Origin of the sequence: Niallia sp. FSL R7-0648, from assembly GCF_038007005.1 — a bacterium.
Lineage (GTDB): Bacteria > Bacillota > Bacilli > Bacillales > Cytobacillaceae > Niallia > Niallia circulans.
Genome location: NZ_JBBOWE010000001.1, coordinates 3,755,762 through 3,777,070, shown reverse-complemented (window position 1 = coordinate 3,777,070; position 21,309 = coordinate 3,755,762). Strand labels below are relative to the sequence as shown.

At 35.2% G+C, this 21,309-nt stretch carries 17 protein-coding genes; 14 read left to right on the top strand and 3 right to left on the bottom strand.

Features of this window, described 5'->3' with window-relative positions:
* Window positions 1-20 precede the first annotated feature (20 nt).
* From NSQ89_RS18445 to NSQ89_RS18430, 4 genes are all read left to right on the top strand, one after another.
* Window positions 21-1,607, top strand: coding sequence for a glycoside hydrolase family 43 protein (locus NSQ89_RS18445; protein WP_341133010.1), 1,587 nt, complete (start codon window positions 21-23; stop codon window positions 1,605-1,607).
* Window positions 1,600-2,205: a YesL family protein gene (locus NSQ89_RS18440; protein ID WP_047943824.1), complete on the top strand. Its 606-nt coding sequence runs from the start codon at window positions 1,600-1,602 to the stop codon at window positions 2,203-2,205. Before NSQ89_RS18445 ends, NSQ89_RS18440 begins: the two co-directional genes overlap by 8 nt.
* A 243-nt stretch (window positions 2,206-2,448) precedes the next feature.
* Complete coding sequence (locus NSQ89_RS18435) at window positions 2,449-4,215, top strand: sensor histidine kinase (protein ID WP_047943825.1); 1,767 nt, start codon at window positions 2,449-2,451, stop codon at window positions 4,213-4,215.
* Between the two features lie 112 nt (window positions 4,216-4,327).
* Window positions 4,328-5,923 (top strand): response regulator transcription factor, encoded by a 1,596-nt coding sequence (locus NSQ89_RS18430; protein ID WP_047943826.1) that lies wholly within the window; start codon window positions 4,328-4,330, stop codon window positions 5,921-5,923.
* Window positions 5,924-6,043: 120 nt separating this feature from the next.
* Here the strand turns inward: NSQ89_RS18430 and NSQ89_RS18425 are convergent, their stop codons facing one another.
* A complete protein-coding gene (locus tag NSQ89_RS18425) occupies window positions 6,044-6,715 on the bottom strand; it encodes an NAD(P)H-dependent oxidoreductase (protein ID WP_047943827.1) in 672 nt (223 codons plus the stop codon).
* A 189-nt stretch (window positions 6,716-6,904) separates the two neighbouring features.
* Here NSQ89_RS18425 and NSQ89_RS18420 point away from each other — a divergent pair, with 189 nt between their 5' ends.
* From NSQ89_RS18420 to NSQ89_RS18410, 3 genes are all read left to right on the top strand, one after another.
* Window positions 6,905-7,210, top strand: a complete 306-nt coding sequence (locus tag NSQ89_RS18420; protein ID WP_095258372.1) for a hypothetical protein — start codon at window positions 6,905-6,907, stop codon at window positions 7,208-7,210.
* Window positions 7,211-7,559: 349 nt separating this feature from the next.
* Complete coding sequence (locus NSQ89_RS18415) at window positions 7,560-8,135, top strand: TetR/AcrR family transcriptional regulator (RefSeq protein WP_047943829.1); 576 nt, start codon at window positions 7,560-7,562, stop codon at window positions 8,133-8,135.
* Between the two features lie 35 nt (window positions 8,136-8,170).
* Entirely contained in the window at window positions 8,171-9,625 is a 1,455-nt protein-coding gene (locus tag NSQ89_RS18410; RefSeq protein ID WP_412973641.1) for a DHA2 family efflux MFS transporter permease subunit, read from the top strand.
* A gap of 95 nt (window positions 9,626-9,720) precedes the next feature.
* On the opposite strand, the gene NSQ89_RS18405 is transcribed toward NSQ89_RS18410, so the two are convergent.
* Window positions 9,721-10,461 (bottom strand): SDR family oxidoreductase, encoded by a 741-nt coding sequence (locus NSQ89_RS18405; RefSeq protein ID WP_341116493.1) that lies wholly within the window; start codon window positions 10,459-10,461, stop codon window positions 9,721-9,723.
* A 146-nt stretch (window positions 10,462-10,607) separates the two neighbouring features.
* Here NSQ89_RS18405 and NSQ89_RS18400 point away from each other — a divergent pair, with 146 nt between their 5' ends.
* From NSQ89_RS18400 to NSQ89_RS18370, 7 genes are all read left to right on the top strand, one after another.
* Window positions 10,608-11,492, top strand: a complete 885-nt coding sequence (locus NSQ89_RS18400) for an AraC family transcriptional regulator (protein WP_341116491.1) — start codon at window positions 10,608-10,610, stop codon at window positions 11,490-11,492.
* A 267-nt stretch (window positions 11,493-11,759) separates the two neighbouring features.
* Entirely contained in the window at window positions 11,760-12,686 is a 927-nt protein-coding gene (locus NSQ89_RS18395; RefSeq protein ID WP_047943831.1) for an ABC transporter permease, read from the top strand.
* A 23-nt stretch (window positions 12,687-12,709) separates the two neighbouring features.
* Window positions 12,710-13,627 carry a carbohydrate ABC transporter permease gene (locus NSQ89_RS18390; RefSeq protein ID WP_047943832.1) on the top strand — a complete coding sequence of 306 codons (918 nt, stop codon included), beginning with the start codon at window positions 12,710-12,712 and terminating at the stop codon, window positions 13,625-13,627.
* A 24-nt stretch (window positions 13,628-13,651) separates the two neighbouring features.
* The gene (locus NSQ89_RS18385) at window positions 13,652-15,118 is read left to right on the top strand and encodes an ABC transporter substrate-binding protein (RefSeq protein WP_047943833.1); all 1,467 of its coding nucleotides are present in this window, start codon (window positions 13,652-13,654) and stop codon (window positions 15,116-15,118) included.
* Window positions 15,119-15,188: 70 nt separating this feature from the next.
* Entirely contained in the window at window positions 15,189-15,803 is a 615-nt protein-coding gene (locus tag NSQ89_RS18380) for a DUF624 domain-containing protein (RefSeq protein WP_341133009.1), read from the top strand.
* Between the two features lie 12 nt (window positions 15,804-15,815).
* Complete coding sequence (locus tag NSQ89_RS18375) at window positions 15,816-17,507, top strand: sensor histidine kinase (RefSeq protein ID WP_341133008.1); 1,692 nt, start codon at window positions 15,816-15,818, stop codon at window positions 17,505-17,507.
* Between the two features lie 15 nt (window positions 17,508-17,522).
* Window positions 17,523-19,013 (top strand): response regulator transcription factor, encoded by a 1,491-nt coding sequence (locus NSQ89_RS18370; protein ID WP_047943836.1) that lies wholly within the window; start codon window positions 17,523-17,525, stop codon window positions 19,011-19,013.
* Window positions 19,014-19,088: 75 nt separating this feature from the next.
* On the opposite strand, the gene NSQ89_RS18365 is transcribed toward NSQ89_RS18370, so the two are convergent.
* Window positions 19,089-21,302, bottom strand: coding sequence for a GH92 family glycosyl hydrolase (locus NSQ89_RS18365; protein WP_047943837.1), 2,214 nt, complete (start codon window positions 21,300-21,302; stop codon window positions 19,089-19,091).
* Window positions 21,303-21,309: the final 7 nt, after the last annotated feature.

The following is a 21,309-nucleotide window of genomic DNA, read 5'->3' as shown; positions in this document are numbered from 1 at the left end:
AGAAGAAGGGATGATTGGCAGTGCAGACTTTTCAGAATCCAATTTTAAAAGGATTTTCGTCTGATCCATCTATTTGTGTAGTTGGAGATGATTATTATTTGGTTACGTCCACTTTTTCTTATTTTCCTGGTGTTCCGATCTACCATAGTAAGGATCTTGTTAATTGGGAATTAATCGGAAATATATTGGACCGAAAATCGCAGCTTCCCCTATCAGATGTTACACATTCTCAAGGAATATTTGCACCTTCTATTAGGTATAACAAGGGAATTTTCTATATGATAACGACAAATGTTCCGAAGGGTGGAAACTTTATTGTGACAGCAACTGATCCAACAGGACCCTGGTCTGATCCATATTATTTAGAAGGAGCAGAAGGAATCGATCCAAGTCTATTCTTTGATACAGATGGAAAAAGCTATTATGTAGGGACAAGGCCAAATCCCAAAGGAGTGCGCTACAATGGAGACTGGGAGGTATGGCTACAGGAAATAGATCTTCAATCCATGAAACTGATTGGAGTCAGTACAAAACTTTGGAAGGGTGCTCTAAGAGAGGCAATCTGGCCAGAAGGACCACATTTATATAAGCGGAACGGTTATTATTATTTAATGATTGCAGAAGGTGGCACTTCGTTTGAACATTGTGTCACGATTGCGAGAAGTGAAAAAATTGATGGTCCGTATATAGGAAATCCATGTAACCCTATTCTTACACATAGGCATCTTGGACGTGATTATCCTGTATGTAATGTAGGGCATGGCGACTTAGTGGAAACAGCGGATGGGCAATGGTATATGACTTGTCTTGCAAGTCGTATTTTTGACGGATATAGCAATTTAGGCAGAGAGACATTTCTAGCAGAAGTAGTCTGGGAGAGTGATTGGCCAGTCATTAATCCGGGATTAGGAAGGTTAGCAAGAGAGCAGATGCACAGGCTGCCACTTTTTCCAACAGAAACAGTAAATCCTCGAATTCTGTTTGAACAACCTTTAGATAAGCGGTTATTATTTTTAAGAAATCCTGATATAGAAAAGTATGTTTTTGATGAAAGAGACGGTTGGTTAAGAATGTACGCTTCCCCACATACAATCGCAGATATTGCATCCCCTTCTTATATAGGGATTAGACAACAATCCATGTGGTATACGCTTAAAACGAGGCTGGATTTTATACCTCAACAAAATGGGGATGAAGCCGGGCTTGTCATTCTGCAAAATGATCGTTATTCTATTCGCTTTGTCTCAGGATTGTTTGATGGAAAAAGAGAATTGAGAGTCATAACAAATTATAATGGGGAAGAGAAGCTGGAAGAACGTATAGTAGAGGATTCTCGTAATTTAACCTTAAAAATAAGAGGCGATTGTCAAAAACTTCACTTCTATTATTCTCAAGAAGATGGCGAGGAAATAGAAGTGGTGAAGAATATAGATGCACATATCCTAAGTACGGAAGTGGCAGGAGGATTTGTTGGTTGTACAATGGGAGTTTATGTAACTAGTAAATCGGATCTTACAAACATTTGTTATGCAGACTTTCAATGGCTGGAGCAAGTAAACGAGGAAGTAGAAATGCGTATAACAGAAAAGGTGAAACTGTATGAATAGATTAATGAATGGAATATATATGAGGAGATTGACAAAGGTAGCCAATTTATTATACTTAAGTCTTCTTTGGACAGTATTCTCGTTACCTATCATTACGATTGGGGCATCCACGGCTGCATTATATTATGCAGCCCACTATGCAATTAGAGAGGAAGAGGGATATATATTTCAGCAATTTTGGAAAGCGATGAAAAGTAGCTTTAACCAGGCTACTATTACTTGGATATTTTTTGTAGCTGTCATTTCTGTGTTTTACTACAATAGCCTGTTTTTAGGGGCACAAGCAAATGGGAGTGTTGTATCTATAATAGGGCAGACAATATTTCTTCTACTTATCCCTTTGGCATGTTGTTGTTTTATCTATGCTATCTCCTATATAGCGAGATTTCAGTCCCCATTAAAAATTGTTTGGAAAAACGCGGCCATTTTAGCCATCAGCCATTTGCCTAAATCGCTATTTCTATTAACACTTCTAGTGCTTTTTATATTTAGTATATGGCTATTACCAATTTTAGTTGTAATCATTCCTGCTTTTTTCTCCTATATGATAAGTCGCTATATGGAAAATATATTCTCCAGTTATTTGAAAGAAAAATAATAGGAGATTGTAGTAAAAAGGAGAGGGATCAAGTTCAGATTATAACTAATTCTTCAAAGAAACATAGCAATAATGATTTTATGAGAAAATCTATAAAGTAACAGTAAATAAATGGTAGAATACACATTATAGAAAACGTTTACAATTAGTAGGCTAGCAGTCGCTGTTGTTTATTATTTCTTTCTGATTATGATAGATAATAGCCTTTAGCTTTACTATTTGTGTAGAGCTTAGTTTGGAAGGATGGGAAAAAACTTGCTTGCTCTGCTTCTGAATAATATTAAAATAAAGAAAAAAATGATTCTAATTTATTTATTAGCTGTAGTGATTCCTATCGTTCTTACTAATTTAGTCATTATCCATTCCATTCGAGAAAATGAGGATATCCAAAAAAATAAATCAATGGAGATTACGATAGAACGGCTGAAATATCATCTTAATGAGAGCTTCAACGAGATTACGGAAGTATCCAATTATATTAGTAGAGATTTGAAGATCAATGAATTTCTCCAAAAGGAGTATAAGGATAATGTAGATTATTATAGTGACTATATTTCACTTGTTCAAGAAAACATCATTAATAATTTTTATGTATCCCAAGCATTGGAAAGTATTGAAATATACACTACTAATCCAACTATTATTAACGGTGGGGTTTTTTGGAATTTGCGAGCGGTCGAGCATACGAATTGGTATAGAATTTACAAAGAGAATAATCAGAACATGGTTTTATATCCATATTATGAAGAGAATAAACAATTCCCACCAAAGTTAGAGTCGAATCGAACGATCAGTTTTATAAGAGAATTACCAAATGGAAGCAACGGATATAAAAGTATTGTAAAAATAAATATTAATTATTATCGATTATTGGCAAATATCAAAAATGAAGATACGAGTAATAATATTGTAATAGCGTATAATGATCAGGTTATTTTTAGTAATCATGGTTCAGAGAAGAAGAATACTATATTCCGAAAGTTAGAATCAAAAGAAAAATCCAAATTTAATCTATCTGATTCTTTTCTAGCAATCAATGATCGATGGGATATCTATATATCTAATAATCAGACTAATATTTTTGATCTCATTGAGAACAAGAAAACCGTACTACTTGTGTTAATAATTTTTAATTTTCTATTTCCCACACTTGTTATTTTGCTTATTAATAAGTCTTTTCAAGATAGAATTGCTCTAACAGAGCAGCATTTATTGAAAGTAGAAAAAGGGATATTCGAAAGAATCAATATAAATGAAGGGAAAGATGAAATAGGTGATTTAATAAGGAGTTATAATTTCATGGTGGTTAAAATCGATGAATTATTAGGTGAAGTGTACAAAAAAGAAAGAGAACAGCAGAAAATAGAATTAGCCAAAACAAAAGCAGAGCTTAATGCGCTTCAAAGTCAAGTAAATCCACATTTTCTTTATAATACGCTTGATAGCATCAGAATGAGGAATTTACTAAATGGAGATCGAGAAAGTGCAACAGTTATTAATGAATTAGCACAGTTATTTAGAAGAATGACCAAATGGAGTGATTCATATTTTGTTACTGTCGAGGAAGAATTAGCATATGTTCAAAGATACTTAAATATTCAAAAATATCGTTTTGTAGATAGATTGAACTTTTCTATCTATGTAGAAGAGGAATGCAAGGAGCATTATATTCCAAAGATGCTGATATTAACTTTTGTGGAAAATGCCTGTATTCATGGGATTGAGAAAAAGAAAAATGGAGGAGAAATTAGCATCATCGTCTCTGCACAAGAGAATGCTATTTATATTGAAATTTTAGATAGCGGAGTTGGGATGGATGCAAAGAGATTAAGGAAAATAAGAGAGTCCCTTGAGAAAAATGATGTGACAACATCCAATTGGGAAGAAAGCACAGGAATCTTAAATGCCTATTTACGGATAAAAATGCACTATCAAGAGGAGGGGGAATTAGAAATTGAAAGCCAGAATTACACTGGAACAGAAGTATACATTAAGTTACCCATTATATAGAGATTAAGCTTGGCAGCATATTTCCAATACAGGTGTTAATTACTTTTTCGTTTAGTGTTTCTTTCACAAATTCATTTTGAATAGGAGAAAGGTCATTTAGGAGGAATAGATAATGTTAAAAGCCCTTATTGTTGATGATGAGCCATATATTCGGGAAGGAATTAAAGTCATGATTGACTGGGGAAAATACGGTTTTGAACTTTGTTATGAAGCCGGAAATGGGGAAGATGCTCTTCAAATTATTCGAGACTATGATGTTGACATTGTTTTTACCGATATAAAAATGCCTGTTATGGACGGATTAGCATTAATTAAACAAGTAAAGCAGAGCATGGATAAGGAAATAAGATTTGTAATCTTAAGTGGATATTATGAATTTAAATATGCGAAGAAAGCTATTCAATATCGGGTCACTGATTATTTGTTAAAACCAATACAGGAAAAGGAGCTAATCGATTTACTAGAAACCATTAACAAACGATTTATAGTACTAAAGAGAAAAGAAAAAGAGGAAGAAAAAAAGAACAAGGCAATTATTGATTATCATTTAAAAAATATTTTATATGATAAATTTACCTCAAAGGACATCGAATTTGTCAAAGAAAGGTATGGGAATTTTAGAAACTATACCTTTATTAATATGGATGTTGTACAAGAAAATAGGCAGGAACGTGTTATGCCAGATGAAAAAAAGAAATGGAGAAAAATGCTCTATAAAGTAATAGAAAAAATGGTACAGGAAGAGAATTTCCTTATTCTTTATGATATAGAAAATACAAACATGGAATACTCAGTAAGTGTTGTTTGGCAATGCAATCGCTCGGAGGTTTATAGAGCAAATTATATAGAGAAACTTCACAGAAGATTAATTAGTGAAGTGCCGTTCACGGTGAAAATATATATCGGAAATACAGTACAGAAAATAGAAGAAATAACTGATTCCTATAATAAAGTAGTTTTAGGGAAAGAATATGAATATTTTTATTGTGTCGATAAATCAATAATTTATTGCGATAACACACCAGTATTTTCTTTAGAGCAATATCACTTATCTCAAAAACGGATAAATCAATATATTGATAGTATATCAGAAAATAATGAGCAAAAAATAAACATTATTGTTAAAGAAATATACGAAGAATTTCAACAGAAATGTCTGCATCCTCAATTAATAAAAAACAATCTTACTCTGTTAATTTATCAATTAGCAGACCTATGGAATAAGAATAATAAACCGAATTTTTCTAATGATGAACCCCTCCTTTTTATTCATGATCAGAAGAATATTTTATCTGGAAAAATTTCAATGGATGAGTTTTTAACCTATTCATTACATTTTGCAAACTATTTATATAGTATCAGGAATTATTCATCAAAAGACATCTTAGTTAAAATCGAAAGTGACATTGCAGAGCGCTATATGGAAAAATTGAGTTTAAGAAAATTAGGAGATAAATATAATATAAATAGTGTATATTTAGGCCAATTATTCAGTAAGAAATATGGAGTAGCCTTTAAAGATTACTTAAATGAATATAGAATAGAAAAAGCATGCCGGCTTTTAGAAGAAACTGATGACCGCATTTATCAAATAGGGACAAACATAGGTTTTCAGAATCCCGATTATTTTATAAAAAAGTTCTTACAAGTTAAGCATATGACCCCTAGAAAATATCGTCTTATGTCTAGAAGTATAAAGGAAGCATAAAGACAAGAAGCATGGAGACAGTATAAATAAAGAACTAGTTATCCTTTTTTTACTCTCCCCCGCATTAATTATAGTCACTAAAGCGGGGAGAGTTTTCCGTTAGGCAATTTTAAACAAAACTTATACCCACTTCACCACATCATCAAATTCTCTGCGTGTTTTTGGATATGGATCTTTCGCACGATAACCGAATGCTACCATGACGGAAATTCCTAAATGGCCATCTTCTAAAAGTCCTTCTTTATTTAATAACTGATTCATTTTTTCCATATGAAAGCCCTCTATAGGACAAGAATCGATGCCGATTTGGGCAGCAGCGGTCATCATATTTCCAAGTGCGATATAGGTTTGTTTAGAAGCCCAGTCAAATAAAGAACGATCGGTGTCTAAGCGGAAATCCTCCTTTTGAAATTCTTCTATCCGTTCAATCATTTTTGGAATCACTTCAGCAGGAAGCTTGGATACATTGGTAAACTGTTCTTTTAAATAGGCGGAATCATAGGCTGTATCTAATTTTGTTCTAGCTAATAAAATAACAAAATGGCTGGCGGCTGGAATCTTTGTATACGCTCCCCAAGACGATTGTTTGATTTTATTCAGCAATTCTGGATTTTCAATCACAAGAAATTTCCAAGGCTCAGTACCAAATGAGCTTGGAGAAAGACGAGCTGTTTCTAATATAAATTTCATATCACTTTCTGGAATCTTCTTCTCTGGATCAAATTCTTTTGTAGCATGACGAAAATGATAGGCAGCAAGAATTTCTTGTTTTAACTCTTCTTTATTGCGCATAATTTATCTCCCTTCTTATAACCATCTGCATTACCCCGTATTTCTTTAAGGTAACCAATTTGTTTATGAGTATAGCATAGGAAATTATTGTGGTAAAACAGTCTGATTTCTCTTCATATATATCCATTATTTGTGTATGATATATATAAAATTCCATTAATTTACAACGGAAAAGGGGAGAGTAGGCGAATGAAAAGCAAGAACACTAGCATATCTTTTTATTGCTTCTTAGCTTCTATTGTTGTCTTTATTCTAGCTAACATGATGGGGAAGTTATATGATGAAACAGGATTCAGCATTGGAATTGGGAACGATTATCTCGGTTATAGCATATTAGCAAGTATATCTATCATCCCTTTAGTCGGACTGATATTCGGATTAAAAGGCGAAAAAAGTCGCTTGAAATACCTTTCTATTGTTGGAAACTTATTAGTATTCTTGACAGTGGGCCTCTTATCAATGGCTTTAATCGTTTACGACTTCCTACCACAATAAGCCAGGATAAGTATTCAGTCTGCGGGAGATTGCCACCAACTTATCTTTCTTAAAAAAACATAGCCCCATTATAATTAGACGAATGGATTTAATATGTCCGTATAATTGTTCTAAGGGCTGTTTGGCTGGAATACTTATTCCAGTATTTTTTTTGATGAAATAACTGCAGCAGAAGGCATCTTGGTGAAGAATATAAATGAAAGCCCTTTACTGTAAAAAATAGATAAAGAATCAGTAATTTTTGCATAAAAAGAAGCAAAATCAGCTATTATTTTCTTGACACTTCTAGAATGTCACATTAATATTATGTAGACCAGTTGTTATAATACTTTTAAGAAGAGATGATCGAATGAAAAAAGGCAACAATAAAAAAGAAGCAATTCTAACTACTGCAACGAAACTATTTCAACTGCAAGGATTCCATGCAACGGGTCTTAATCAAATAATTGATGAGAGTGGTGCTCCAAAAGGCTCCTTGTATTATCACTTTCCAAACGGGAAAGAAGAAATTGCATTAGAAGCAATTAAGCGAATGCGAGAGCTAGTAGTAGAGAAAATGAAAGCAGACTTATATAGCGGGGAAACACCTGTAGCTGCCTTTCAACAACATGTGAATTCTATCGCAAATGAATTTGATCAGATGGGCTGCAGTGCACTTGAAGGCTTGCAAATTAGTCTGATTGCTTCTGAAACAGCGTTAACACATGAAACGCTGCGCTTGGCATGTGATGCTACTTTTACCGATTGGCAGGCGCTTTATACAAATAGGCTAGAGGACTTTGGCTTTGCAGAACCACTGGCAAAGGAACTGGGTATTACGTTAAATGCAATGATAGAAGGTGGGTGCATGCTTGCTCTCACGAATAAGAGCAGTAACCCCCTGCGTTGCATTTCGAATCAAATAGCAGTGCTGTTAAAACAGTGATTTTTTGGATTTAAAGGAGGAAAAGAAATATGACAATGGATATTCCCGCTAAAGGCGAAACAATTGGGAAAACGGAGTTTAAGACGGTGCCGATTATTGCCTCCTTTTTAATTGCGGGCTTTATTGGATTATTTAGTGAAACGGCACTGAATATGGCATTAAGAACAATTATTACGGATTTTAGTATTAACGAAACAACCGTACAATGGTTAACAACAGGTTATTTATTAACACTTGGAATTTTAGTGCCTGTGTCAGGACTTATTCTACAATGGTTTACGACAAGACAGTTATTTATTACTTCCCTTATTTTTTCGATTTCGGGAACGCTTATAGGAGCAATTGCGCCGACCTTTACAATCTTAATGGTTGCTCGTGTTGTTCAGGCAATTGGTACAGCACTATTATTACCGCTTATGTTTAACACAATTCTTGTGTTAATTCCCCCGCATAAACGGGGAAAAGTAATGGGGATGATGGGGTTGGTCATTAGTTTTGCTCCGGCAGTAGGGCCAACTATTTCTGGATTAATTCTTCGCTCTCTTACTTGGCACTGGATTTTCTGGATTTCCCTGCCACTGCTTGTGGTTGCGCTTGTTTTCGGCAGTATATTTATGCAAAATGTAACGACATTAACGAAGCCAAAGATTGATATTTTATCGATTATTTTATCAACAATTGGATTCGGTGGTATTGTTTACGGGTTTAGTAATGCTGGAGAAGGCGGCGGATGGGGCAGCTTAGAAGTAATTATTTCTATTGCCATTGGACTAATATCATTAATTTTGTTTGCTATTCTTCAAGTGAGAAGTGAGCAGCCAATGATGAATTTAGGTGCTTTTAAATATCCAATGTTTGTTATAGGTTTAGTACTTGTCATCATGATTATGATGGTTATGCTTTCATCCATGATTTTATTGCCGCTATATTTACAAAATGTGCTAGCATTAAGCACATTTACAGCAGGGTTACTTCTTCTGCCGGGTGGTTTAATTAATGGATTGCTTTCGCCAATTATGGGAAGTCTCTTTGATAAATTTGGTCCAAAATGGTTAGTTATTCCTGGTCTTGCACTAGCAACTCTTGCATTATTTGGATTCTCTACCATTGATATTGATACATCATCAGGTTTTATTATTGCTTTGCTGATTGTATTAATGATTGGTGTCTCTATGGTAATGATGCCGGCACAAACAAATGGCTTAAACCAATTGCCGCCTGAATTATATCCACATGGAACTGCAATTATGAATACGTTGCAGCAAGTTGGTGGAGCTATCGGAACAGCAATTGCTATTTCTCTTTTAGCTTCAGGGTCAGCGGAATATATAGATAGTGGTGCGACCGATTTAACCAACCCGTTAAGTCCATTGCTTGCCTTTACAGCTGGTGTACAGAAATCATTTAGCTTTGCGATTATTGTTGCAATCATTGGTCTAGTTCTATCGTTCTTTATCAAACGAGTGAAAGTAGACCATCCATCTCATTAATAGCAAAATAATATAATGAAAAATCGATTGGAGGAATATCGATTTGCACTTTTCAGTGTGAATCCCATTCTTTCAATCGATTTTTTTTCTTACAATTAAACCATTCCACCATTAACGCGAAGAGTCTGACCTGTAATCCAACGAGCATCTTCACTCGCTAAAAAGGCGACAACTTTTGCGATATCGTCCGTTTCTCCGAAGCGGCCGAAGGCGTTTAGTTTTTTTAGGTTTTCTAATTGTTCAGGGCTTTTGCCATCCATAAACAGCTCGGTATTTGTAGGACCAGGTGAAATCGTGTTTATAGTGATTTTTTTGGGACCAAATTCTTTTGCCAGCTGTCTTGTAATTTGTTCGACAGCTCCTTTTGTTGCTGCATATAGGCTGTAACCAGGGAACATCATTCCTGCTACAGAGGTGGAAAAATTAATAATTCTTCCTTCTGCCTCCATATGCTGAAGCGCTTGTTGGCAAGCAAAATAAGTTCCTTTTACATTGATGGAGAAATGTAAATCAAATTCTTCTTCTGTTACAGCCTTTAATGGTATAGTGTGCATTATGCCAGCGTTATTAACAAGAATATCTATTTTTCCAAAGTGCTGAAGGGTTTCTATAAATAAACGTTCTACCTCTTTAACTTTACTGACATCTGCTTGAACTGCAATAGCTTCTCCACCTTTATTCACGATGCTTGCAACAACTTCTTTAGCTTTTTTTGAGCTACTTGAATAGTTAATTATCACCTTCGCCCCTAATTGAGCAAGTTCTTCTGCGATAGTTGCTCCTATTCCTCTCGATGAACCAGTTATAATAGCGACTTTATCTTGTAAATGCTTCATTTCTTCCTCCCATAGCTAATTATTAGTCTTTAGATAACATACTGTAATGATAAGAAAACTTTCAGCAAGAGTGATAGAAGATTTCTGTATAATCTTTGCCTAATTCTCCAAATAAGAGGTAAAATGTATGAAAAGTAGGGGGGGATATGGTGAATAATAAAAATGAGTTAACGGAACTGGTAGAAAAATACTTTAAAACAGATGGTACACACGCAACAGAAATTAACCATCTAAGCATTGTCCGAGCATCCACATTAACAGAACCGCTTCATTCTATTGTCGAGCCTTCTGTTTGTTTCATTATACAAGGTTCCAAAATAGTGATGTTGGGGGAGGCGATATTTCGCTATGATTCCAGCCAGTATCTAGTTATATCTGTGCATCTGCCTATTCGCGGGAAAATAACAGAGGCTATGAAGGAAAAGCCATATTTATGTATTAGACTTGGATTTACGACAGAACAGATTTTAGAAGCAGTTGCTAATCATAAGGAAGTAGTTTCAGATCCTCCTAAAAGAGCGATGCTTGTAAATAAAACCACCTCTGAAATGACAGATGCCTTACTTAGATTAATAAGGCTGCTTGATACTCCAAAGGATATCCCTGTTCTTGCACCATTATATCAAAAGGAAATATTATATCGGATTTTACAGAAGGAGGATGGTGATCAGATAAAGCAATTTGCCATTTTAGGAACTCATGCCCAGGCGATAAAAGAAACCATTCAATTGATAAATCAGGCATATGCCGAGCCGCTTCGCGTAGAGGAATTAGCTAAAGCTGTGAATATGAGTCTTTCTTCCTTTCATCATAATTTTAAGGTGATTACGGGTATGTCTCCTTTGCAGTTCCAAAAAATGATTCGTTTACAGGAAGCGCGCAGGTTATTGATAGCTGAAGGATTAGAAGCAGCGGAAGCAGCTTTTCAAGTTGGGTATGAAAGTCCGTCGCAGTTCAGCAGAGAATATAGCAGATTGTTTGGATTGCCGCCAAAAAGTGATGTGAAAAAATTACAAGATAATTGGAAATAAGGAAAACCTACTATTTGGAGCACAAATGGCAGGTTTTTCTTTTTATGCTGACAATCATTAAGTTTTCAAAAGTGCGTTATGATTGAGTACATATTAAGGATGTAACCTTATTTAAGATTTTGTTTATCATATTTATATTTTACCTAAAAAAACATATAATTCGTTTAGTTTTTCCTATAATTTGTTTATTGGTTAGCACTCTCTTCGATATTATAATTTAGCTATACCGAAAAGAAAGCGTTTTCTAAAGAAAGGAGGGATAGAAAAATGGCCATGTTAAGAAATTTGTGGAGAAATAAGGCCTTTTTGTTAATGGCATTGCCTGGAACTATTTGGCTTATTTTATTTTTTTATATTCCGGTATTCGGGAATGTTGTGGCATTTAAAAATTTCCACTATTCAAGTGGCGGATTTTTTCAAAGCTTGCGGGAAAGCCCGTGGGTTGGGTTTGATAATTTTAAGTTTTTATTTTCTTCCAATAATGCTTACTTGATTACAAGAAATACTGTCTTATATAATGTGGCATTTATTGTGTTAGGGTTGATTTTTGCTGTTTTCTTGGCAATAGTACTCAGTGAACTGCGTTCAAAAAGAATGATTAAGATTTATCAAACTTCGATGCTATTCCCTTATTTTTTATCATGGGTTATTATCAGTTATTTTGTCTTTGCATTTTTAAGTCCAGATAAAGGATTAATGAATAGTATCCTTACTCTTTTTGGCGGGGAAGAAATTAATTGGTATAACGAGCAAAAATATTGGCCATTTATCTTAATCGTCTTAGGAATATGGAAAGGTGTCGGCTATAATAGTGTCATTTATTTTGCGAGTATAATGGGAATCAACTCGGATTATTATGAAGCTGCGATGGTTGATGGAGCATCGAAATGGCAGCAGATTAAAAATATCACGATTCCGCAGTTAGTACCTTTAATATCTATTCTATCTATTTTATCTGTCGGCAATATTTTTAGAGCTGATTTTGGATTATTCTATCAAATCCCGAGAAACTCAGGTGCTTTATATGAAGTAACAAGTGTCTTAGATACTTATATCTATAACGGACTGACAAGTACAGGTGATATTGGGATGACAGCAGCTGCAGGTCTTTATCAATCAGTTGTCGGCTGTATTTTAGTAGTTCTGGCTAACTTCATTGTTCGCAAATTTGATGAAGAATCTGCATTGTTTTGAGGAAAGGAGGTCCAAATCATACAGTGAAAAAGAAAAAAATAGAGCATGTTCGTGTCCGAACTTTTAGTCGAAAAACAAATATCTTTTTTAATATCATGGTAGGCTTGTTTGCCTTCTCTTGTATTTTTCCCTTCTTATTCGTAATCATTATATCGTTTACAAGTGAAACAGCCTTAATAACAAATGGATATGCATTGTGGCCAAGTGAGTGGAGTATTCAAGGGTACACATATTTAGCTGATTTAAAAACGCAAATTATTCAATCCTTATTTATTACCGTATTTGTAACAGTTGTCGGAACTTTTATCAATGTTGCATTCACATCAACCTATGCTTATGCCATCTCTCGGCCGAATTTTCGTTATAAGCGATTTTTCACCATCTTTGCCTTAATTACGATGTTATTTAGTCCTGGAATGGTACCAAGCTATATTGTGATGACGAATATGCTACAGTTAAAAGATACCGTGTGGGCTCTTATTCTTCCTATGGCTTTAAGTCCGTTTAACATCATCGTGATGCGAACATTCTTTAGAAGACAGGTGCCAGAATCGATTATTGAATCTTCCCGTATTGATGGGGCAAGTGAAATGAGGATCTTTACACAAATTGTTTTACCATTAGCGGTGCCAGGAATTGCAACAATAAGCCTGTTTGCCGCACTAGGATATTGGAATGATTGGTTTAATGCACTGCTATACATTCAAAGTGATAATCTAATTCCACTGCAATACTTATTGATGAAAATCCAAAGCAATATTGATTTTATGACCCAAAATGCGGGCTTAAGTGGAAACTTATCTGGTGGCCTTGCCGCTATTCCAAAAGAGGCTACGCGAATGGCGATGGTTGTGATCTCTACCTTACCGATTGCATGCAGCTATCCATTTTTTCAACGTTATTTTGTTAGCGGCTTAACAATTGGCGGGGTAAAAGAGTAAGTAAATAAAAGGGGGATATGGTATATGAAAATGAAGAAAAAAGTTCCTTTTCTACTTGTTTTGATGTTACTGATTGGCACTGTGTTAGCTGGCTGTAGTTTAAAAGGAAATTCAACAGCAGATAACAGTTCTAAAGATGGTGTAACCACCTTATTAATGTATCAAATTGGTGATAAACCGGAAAATTTTGATACATTAATGGAGAATGTTAACAAGAAAACGGAAAAGGAAATTGGCGTTCGTGTTAATTTACAGTATATTGGCTGGGGCGATTATGAGAAAAAAATGTCCGTTATCGTATCCTCTGGTGAAAATTATGATATTGCCTATGCCAATAACTATGTAACAAATGCGCAAAAAGGTGCTTATGCAGATTTAACGGAATTACTTCCAAAATATGCGAAAGAAGCCTATGACATGCTGGATCCAGCTTATATTGAAGGGAATACAGTGAATGGAAAGCTTTATGCGTTCCCGGTAAATGGTAATGTGTACGCACAGACGATGTTTTCATTTAATAAGCAATATATTGATAAATATAATTTAGATATTTCTGATGTGAAAGGATACAAAGATCTTGAGCCGCTTTTGAAAGTGATAAAAGAAAACGAAAAAGACGTCATGCCATTTTCTGTTGGGCAAGGATTCCGCGTTCTCCCTAATATGGATTTTGTCTTAGGAAATGGCATGCCTTTTGCAGTGGATTTAAATGGAGATACCGCCAAAATTATTAATCAGTATGAGAATAATCAAATGCAAGAAAACTTACGAATTATGCATGAATACTACAATAAAGGATATATTGCTAAGGATGCAGCAACAAGCAATACGGAATACCCATTAAATAGTGGTACATGGTTTGTTCGCCAAGAGACACAAGGACCGTATGACTATGGTGATACCCTTTTATCAACAGTTGCAGAGCAGCCAATAGTTTCCATGCCGATTACAGATCCGATTAAGTCTACAGCACAAGCGCAAATGGCAAACTTTGTTGTTTCTAGTAACTCAAAGAATAAAGAAAAAGCAGTAGAGTTCTTAGGTCTTCTAAATTCTGATCCAGAACTATTAAATGGTCTTATTTATGGGGAAGAAGGAAAAGCGTGGGAGAAGGCCGGAGAAAACAAAGTAAAATTATTAGATGGCTATAAGTCAAATAATCATATGGCAGCTTGGAATACAGGCAATAATAAGATTGTTTATGTTCAAGATTCTATTACTGACGAACAGATCAAAGAGCGAGATGAAAATATTGCCAATGCTACAAGCTCTCCAATTCTAGGCTTCACCTTTAATACAGATTCCGTGAAAACAGAAATCACCAATATTTCGAATGTAATGAGCCAATACCTTGATGGATTAAACACAGGAACATTAGATCCAGATAAAGCAATCCCTGAATTAAATGAGAAATTAGAAGGCGCGGGGTATGAAAAAGTCCGCGAAGAAATGCAGAAGCAATTTGATGCATTTCAAGCCTCTAAAAACTAATCTTTAAAAGGTGCGTTAGCTCTAGTTAACGTGCCTTTTCTCATCATATAATAGAAAGGAGAAAAGCGATATGATTGCCTCTTTTTTGACTACTTTTTTTAACCGATTTTATGTAGTAGTAAAACTGAATCTGTATTTTTGGCTGCTGACTATAATGGGGGGGATTATTTTTGGTATTGGCCCTGCATTGTTAACGATTGTAAAGCTATCTTTAGAGTACCGCTGGGACCATCAGGAATTAACATGGAAGAATGTTTTTTCTACCTTTAAGACTAGCTATAAACGTGGCAATTTCTCCTTTTACGGATTTTTGCTATTAGGTGTCATTTTAAGCTATAATCTTTATTTTTCCCTTCAAATTAATCATTTGCTCTTTCTCATCATTGACTTCTTGCTTATCTTTGCCCTATTTTTAATGGCTATCAGCTTCCTGTTTTCGCTCTTTATTGAGGCACAATATGAAGCAGCGATAAAAGATGTATGGAAGCTGTCGTTTCTCTTGTTCTTTATGGACTTCTGGACACTCCTTAAACTAGGAGGGCTGCTCGCTGGCATTTCTGTTCTTACCTATTTTAATCCTGCCCTAATTTTATTCGGAAGTATCTCGCTGTTTATCATACTAGCTAGCTTTATTTCCAATAAGCTATTTATAAGACTTAGTCAAAAACTCGTATATGTATCTTAAGGATGATGCTAATTGGGAAGTAAGTATTTTATTAATTCACTATTAAAAACATATTCTATTATCTTAATTTCTGCTGTTACTCTTTTTGCTTTATTAGTCAGCTATAATACAAGCCAGGATAAGCAAAGGACCGCAATCGATTCTGTTGAGAGGGTCGCTAATCAATTAGAAAATATTGTGACAGACAATGAGAAAAAGTTAGATAAAGTAGTTGCTAATTTAATGGCCAGCTCAGAGATGATCACAAGTATGTATCAGTATTTTGAGTTAGAACCAGCAGCATATTTACAAAAATCGTTAAGTGAGCAAAAAAATAATGCCTTTCTTTATCTTCCGCGAATCGTAACAGAGATGTATTACTTGGATGATGATATTGAATCGGTAACCATTTCATTAAATGATTATAAAGAAGTCTATTATTCAACGAAGGAAAACAAGGGAGGCAAGAAGTATTTCCATACTCCTATCCGCAACAATCAAGTAGTCTACCAAAAAGCAATAAAGGATCCCAATACTTTATCACAAATTGGAATTGTATCAATTGTTTTTAATGATAAAGAATTAGAACGGATTTTAGATAATGACAAAGAGAAAACGTCTCTTCAAGCAGCAATTATTTCTGATACAAAAAAACTAGTATACTATCAAGGACAATACAGACAAGACTCTGTGCTCAAACAAAAGATTGCAGCAAATTTAGAAGAGTCTTCCGTTATTAGTCTTAAGGATTTAGAAAAACAATATTATATTAAAAGTGTTCATACAAGCAATGACTTTGAGGTGCTCGCTTTCATCAGTAAAAAGGAAGTAAATAACGAATCGATGAAAAGTCTGTTTTTCTTTTTATTTGTTAGTGCTATTTTAGACGGTATTCTCCTTTTTGGGCTCAGAAAAACGTTTAAACGATATGTGATTCAAGTAGAAGATATTCAAAAAGGAACCAATCAAGTTTCAAACGGGAATATGGAAGTACGCATTGAAGAAAAGACGAAGCAAGGGGAGCTAAAGGATATTTCTCATAGTATCAATCAGATGTTAGATAGCATTAATCGCAATATTGAGGATATCTATAACTTAGAAATCAAACAAAAGGATGCTAATATGCGGGCGCTTCAGTCTCAAATTGATCCGCATTTTCTCTATAATACACTTGAGTACATTCGTATGTATGCGGTAAGTGAAGGGGCCGATGAATTATCGAATGTTGTTTATGTTTTTGGAAGCTTGTTAAGAAACAGCATCACCCAAGAGAAAGTAGTTACAATCAGACACGAGCTCGAATTTTGTGAGAAATATGCTTATTTGTATCAAATGCGCTATCGGGATCGCATCGCTTACGGGTTTCAGATAGAAAAGGAGCTTGGAGAAATTAGCATCCCTAAATTTTCTATTCAGCCGCTGGTGGAGAATTTTTTTATACATGGGATTGATCATACAAGGAAAAACAATACAATTAGTGTAAAGGTCTCAAAGCAAGATGGGTATACCTGCATTTTAATCAAAGATAACGGAACAGGAGTACACGAAGATAAATTAAAGAAAATCAACGAATTATTGAAAACGCCTTCTTCAGAAAATCAGTTAGAGTCCTCTATCGGCATACATAATGTAAATGCAAGATTGCGATCCTTTTTTGGAGATACATACAGCATGAGGTTAAAGACCAATCCATTAGGCGGATTAACAATCGAAATCTTGTTTTAAAAGGAGAGGATAGCTTTGTATAAAGTTCTGCTTGTTGATGATGAATATATGATTGTAAGAGGTTTGCAAAAGTTGATTCCTTGGGAGAATCTTGGATTTGAAATTGTCGGCACAGCAGGTAATGGGCAAGAGGCTTTTGAATTTGTAAAAAGACAAAAGGTAGATATTGTGATAACCGATGTAACCATGCCGATCCTTTCTGGGATTGACTTTCTAAAACAAGCACAAGAAGCGTCCATCTTTTTCCGTTTTATTGTGTTGTCTGGCTATCAAGAGTTTGAATATGTGAAAGAAAGTCTCCAGATGGGAGCAGAGAATTATTTAATTAAACCGATAAACAAAGAGGAATTAATCGAGACGTTAAAAAAGTGTATCAAGGAGTTTGAAGAGGAAAAGCTGCGAATCCAAGGCGAAAAATATTTATTTGCACATTTACTCAAACGCTGGGTACATGATGATATTGATTATATGGATTTAAAAAAGATGCTTGCTGCCTTTGATATAAGTACGGAGATGAAAAGGTATCAAGTGCTGATCTTTACCTATAAAAAGAAACTCCATGACCAAGTTCATCAGCTGTTACATACGAATAAAGATTTATATTTTTTTCATCATTATGAAGAAGACCAATGGGTCGTTATCTATTTTGGTGGAAGATGGGGACTGGAGAGCTTAATGAAATCAATCCAAGTGCTATACTGCCAAAATAAAGTGACTTTTGGAATCGGGGAAGAAGTAAAGAAAATGGCTGATGTTTCCTTAAGCTATGAACATGCAAAGAGTAGTTTATATCTTAGTTCTTTTTATGAAAGACAGCAACAATTTATGGACACGGCAACCGCCAATGTTTTAAATGAAAATGTACCGAATATATCGTTCACAGCGTTTAAAAAGGCATTAGGAATAAGAAATATAGAAACAATTCAAACGGAGATTAAACAAATCTTTGCGGAGTTAATGGAATCCGCCGCTTCACCTGCATACACTCGCTATATTATCTTCCTGGTATTCATGGATATTTATCGCGAACTTGAGGTTCAGGATGAATTCATCTATGAAGAGATGGTGGAGAAAATAAATAAAGCTTGTTCTTTTAAAGAGCTGCAAATGATCATTAAAGATCTGTTGGACAATCTGAAGTATAAGAAGTTTAGAAGAGAATACAGCATGAATGTTCAAAATGTCCTCAAAATCATCCAAGAAGAATATCACGAGGATTTAACATTAAAAGCAATTGCCGAAAGGCTCCACTTAAATGTGATGTATGTAGGGCAGATTTTTAAGAAAGAAACCAATAAGAGTTTTTCTCAATATTTAAATCACTATCGCATAAAGCTAGCGCAGAATCTATTGCTGAATTCAGAGCTGAATATAAATGAAATCTCCGAAAAAATTGGCTATATGAGTCCAGGTTACTTTTATAAAAACTTTAAAAAATATTGTGGTATTTCTCCAAAAGAGTTTAGGGACAGCTATCAGCAATTATTTGAGCCGATTGATGAATGAGGAAGTGGATTTGAATATAAAGAAAACCTACCCTTTGGCTTGGTCGGCGCGGGTAGGTTTTTGGTGTGCTTTTATTTATAGGAGGGAGGCACTGTCTGTCGACAAGGAATAAGGTAAATCTGTTTCTGCATAGTCTTTATTTGGCGGCACAATACCAAGCTGGAAGTCGATGGTGCAGCCTTTTATAAGTACGTCATGCTTTAAAAATAGCTTGTTGTAAATTTCATTGTTGACAGTAACCTGATGAACAAAATTAAATTGTGGCTGGTTGAATGCAGTTGAAATTTCGATTTTTTTGTCATTTGGTAGATGTATTGTAATCTCATCAAAAATCGGCATTCCAATTACATATTCCCCTGTACCAGGGCAGATAGGATAAAAGCCCATACTGCTAAAAATAAACCAGCCAGACATACTGCCATTATCTTCATCACCAGGATAGCCAGTTGGACTACTAGAGAATAACTGGGTCATTAATTGTTTTAATAAAACTTGAGACGAAGCGGGATCACCAGCATAGGTAAATAAATAAGGCAGATGAAAACTTGGCTGATTGGATATGGCAACTTGGCCAAAATCAATTGCAGCCATTTCGCTCATTTCATGTATTTCCAATCGATAGCCTTTGGTATCAAAAATCGGTTCTTGATTGCACAGATCTACTAATTTGTTTCGAAAAGGTTCTTTTCCACCATAAGCATTTATTAATCCAGCGAAGTCGTGAAAAACCGCAAAGCTGCTTTGCCAAGCGCTTCCTTCTGCATAATCCTGCCCCCAGCTAAAGGAATTGAAGGGTTCTTCTACTTTGCCTTGTTTATCTTTGGCACGCATAAATCCCGTTTCTTTATGGAAGATATTGCGATAATTATAAGCGCGCTTTTCGAAGGTCTTCCTTAGATCATCCTGTCCTAATTTTTGGGCTACTCTGCTAATGCAGAAATCACTAAATGCGTAATCAAGTGTATGGTTTACACTTTCATGATGGCTGGAAGGAATGTAGCCATATGTATCATAATCTTCGATTCCTTGTCGGCCATAGGTTCGCTTTGAACTTACGGTAGAAGCAGTTTTCACCATTGCTTCAAACAACTCAGGAATGATATCAACAGCAATTCCTTTTTGCGACGCATCTGCAATAACAGCATCGATTAACGTACCCGGCATAAGTCCACGTTCATCGGGAGACAGCCATTTAGGGAGAAATCCCGTTTCTTTATAACTATTCAGAAAGCCTCTCAGCATTTCTTCATATTCTTCTGGAATAAGAAGAGAATAGAAAGGATAGACGGTTCGGAATGTGTCCCAAAAGCCGTTATTTGTATACAGGACACCAGGTTTTACACTTTTGCTTGTTGTATCATAATGAATCGGCTCACCTTGTTGATTTATTTCATAGAATTTTTGCGGAAAAAGAAACATCCGATACATACAGTGATAGAATGTCTTAACTGTAGAAAAATCTTTATTCTTCACTTCAATTTTATTTAAGTAATGTTCCCAAGCTTCCTCTGCCCTTTCTTTGAGAGCATTAAATGAAAAAGGTGATAGTTCTTGACTTAGATTCCATTCTGCTTGAGCACTGCTTATAAAAGAAGTGGCAAGACGAGTTTCTAGCGGTTTGTCTTCGGTTAATAAGAAGCGCATCAAAAAGTGCTGGTCTTCGCCAGTTGCTGAAAAAGCGGAAGTAAACGTCTTATCCTCTTGGAAAAAGCCAGTATGCACTTGATCGATGGGATGACTAAAGGTCATGACAAAGTACATTTTAAAATCAGGATCTTCGCAGCCAGCAAAATTGGAAACATATCCAGTTAGCTTGTTTTTCTCTATATCTAGTGAAACGTTTCCTTTGCCAGGAAGATGTAGGGATAAACCTGGTAGATTGAAATCTCTATAGGCAGAACGAAGTATGGAGCCATATGTAGTAGGAACCAATTCATTCTTAATTTGATAGCGTGCTTGCGTTATTTGTAAATAATGTGGCTGATATACGGCATTTTCAGGTCGATAGGAACTTTGATTGTGGTAAATATCGTCATGGTGAACAGCGCCTGAAAGGGGTGTTAATAATAAATGGGAGAAATCCCCCATCCACGGGCTCGGCTGATGAGTTAACCGAAAGCCTTGAAAAACCCGATCACGCGGATGAAAAAACCAGCTTCCATTCGTATGTTTTGTTTGCGGAACAAAGAAATTCATGCCAAAGGGAAAGCCTGTATAGGGAAGCGTATTCCCGTTTGAATAGCTATGTTGATTTTCTGTACCTTGTCTTGTATCAATTAATTCTAACATAGACACC

Bases quoted from the DNA above. Each gene is read 5' to 3' on its own strand.
- NSQ89_RS18440 (WP_047943824.1), top strand. From the start codon at position 1,600: ATGAATAGATTAATGAATGGAATATATATGAGGAGATTGACAAAGGTA.
- NSQ89_RS18435 (WP_047943825.1), top strand. From the start codon at position 2,449: ATGGGAAAAAACTTGCTTGCTCTGCTTCTGAATAATATTAAAATAAAG.
- NSQ89_RS18430 (WP_047943826.1), top strand. From the start codon at position 4,328: ATGTTAAAAGCCCTTATTGTTGATGATGAGCCATATATTCGGGAAGGA.
- NSQ89_RS18425 (WP_047943827.1), bottom strand. From the start codon at position 6,715: ATGCGCAATAAAGAAGAGTTAAAACAAGAAATTCTTGCTGCCTATCAT.
- NSQ89_RS18420 (WP_095258372.1), top strand. From the start codon at position 6,905: ATGAAAAGCAAGAACACTAGCATATCTTTTTATTGCTTCTTAGCTTCT.
- NSQ89_RS18415 (WP_047943829.1), top strand. From the start codon at position 7,560: ATGAAAAAAGGCAACAATAAAAAAGAAGCAATTCTAACTACTGCAACG.
- NSQ89_RS18410 (WP_412973641.1), top strand. From the start codon at position 8,171: ATGGATATTCCCGCTAAAGGCGAAACAATTGGGAAAACGGAGTTTAAG.
- NSQ89_RS18405 (WP_341116493.1), bottom strand. From the start codon at position 10,461: ATGAAGCATTTACAAGATAAAGTCGCTATTATAACTGGTTCATCGAGA.
- NSQ89_RS18400 (WP_341116491.1), top strand. From the start codon at position 10,608: ATGGTGAATAATAAAAATGAGTTAACGGAACTGGTAGAAAAATACTTT.
- NSQ89_RS18395 (WP_047943831.1), top strand. From the start codon at position 11,760: ATGGCCATGTTAAGAAATTTGTGGAGAAATAAGGCCTTTTTGTTAATG.
- NSQ89_RS18385 (WP_047943833.1), top strand. From the start codon at position 13,652: ATGAAAATGAAGAAAAAAGTTCCTTTTCTACTTGTTTTGATGTTACTG.
- NSQ89_RS18380 (WP_341133009.1), top strand. From the start codon at position 15,189: ATGATTGCCTCTTTTTTGACTACTTTTTTTAACCGATTTTATGTAGTA.
- NSQ89_RS18365 (WP_047943837.1), bottom strand. From the start codon at position 21,302: ATGTTAGAATTAATTGATACAAGACAAGGTACAGAAAATCAACATAGC.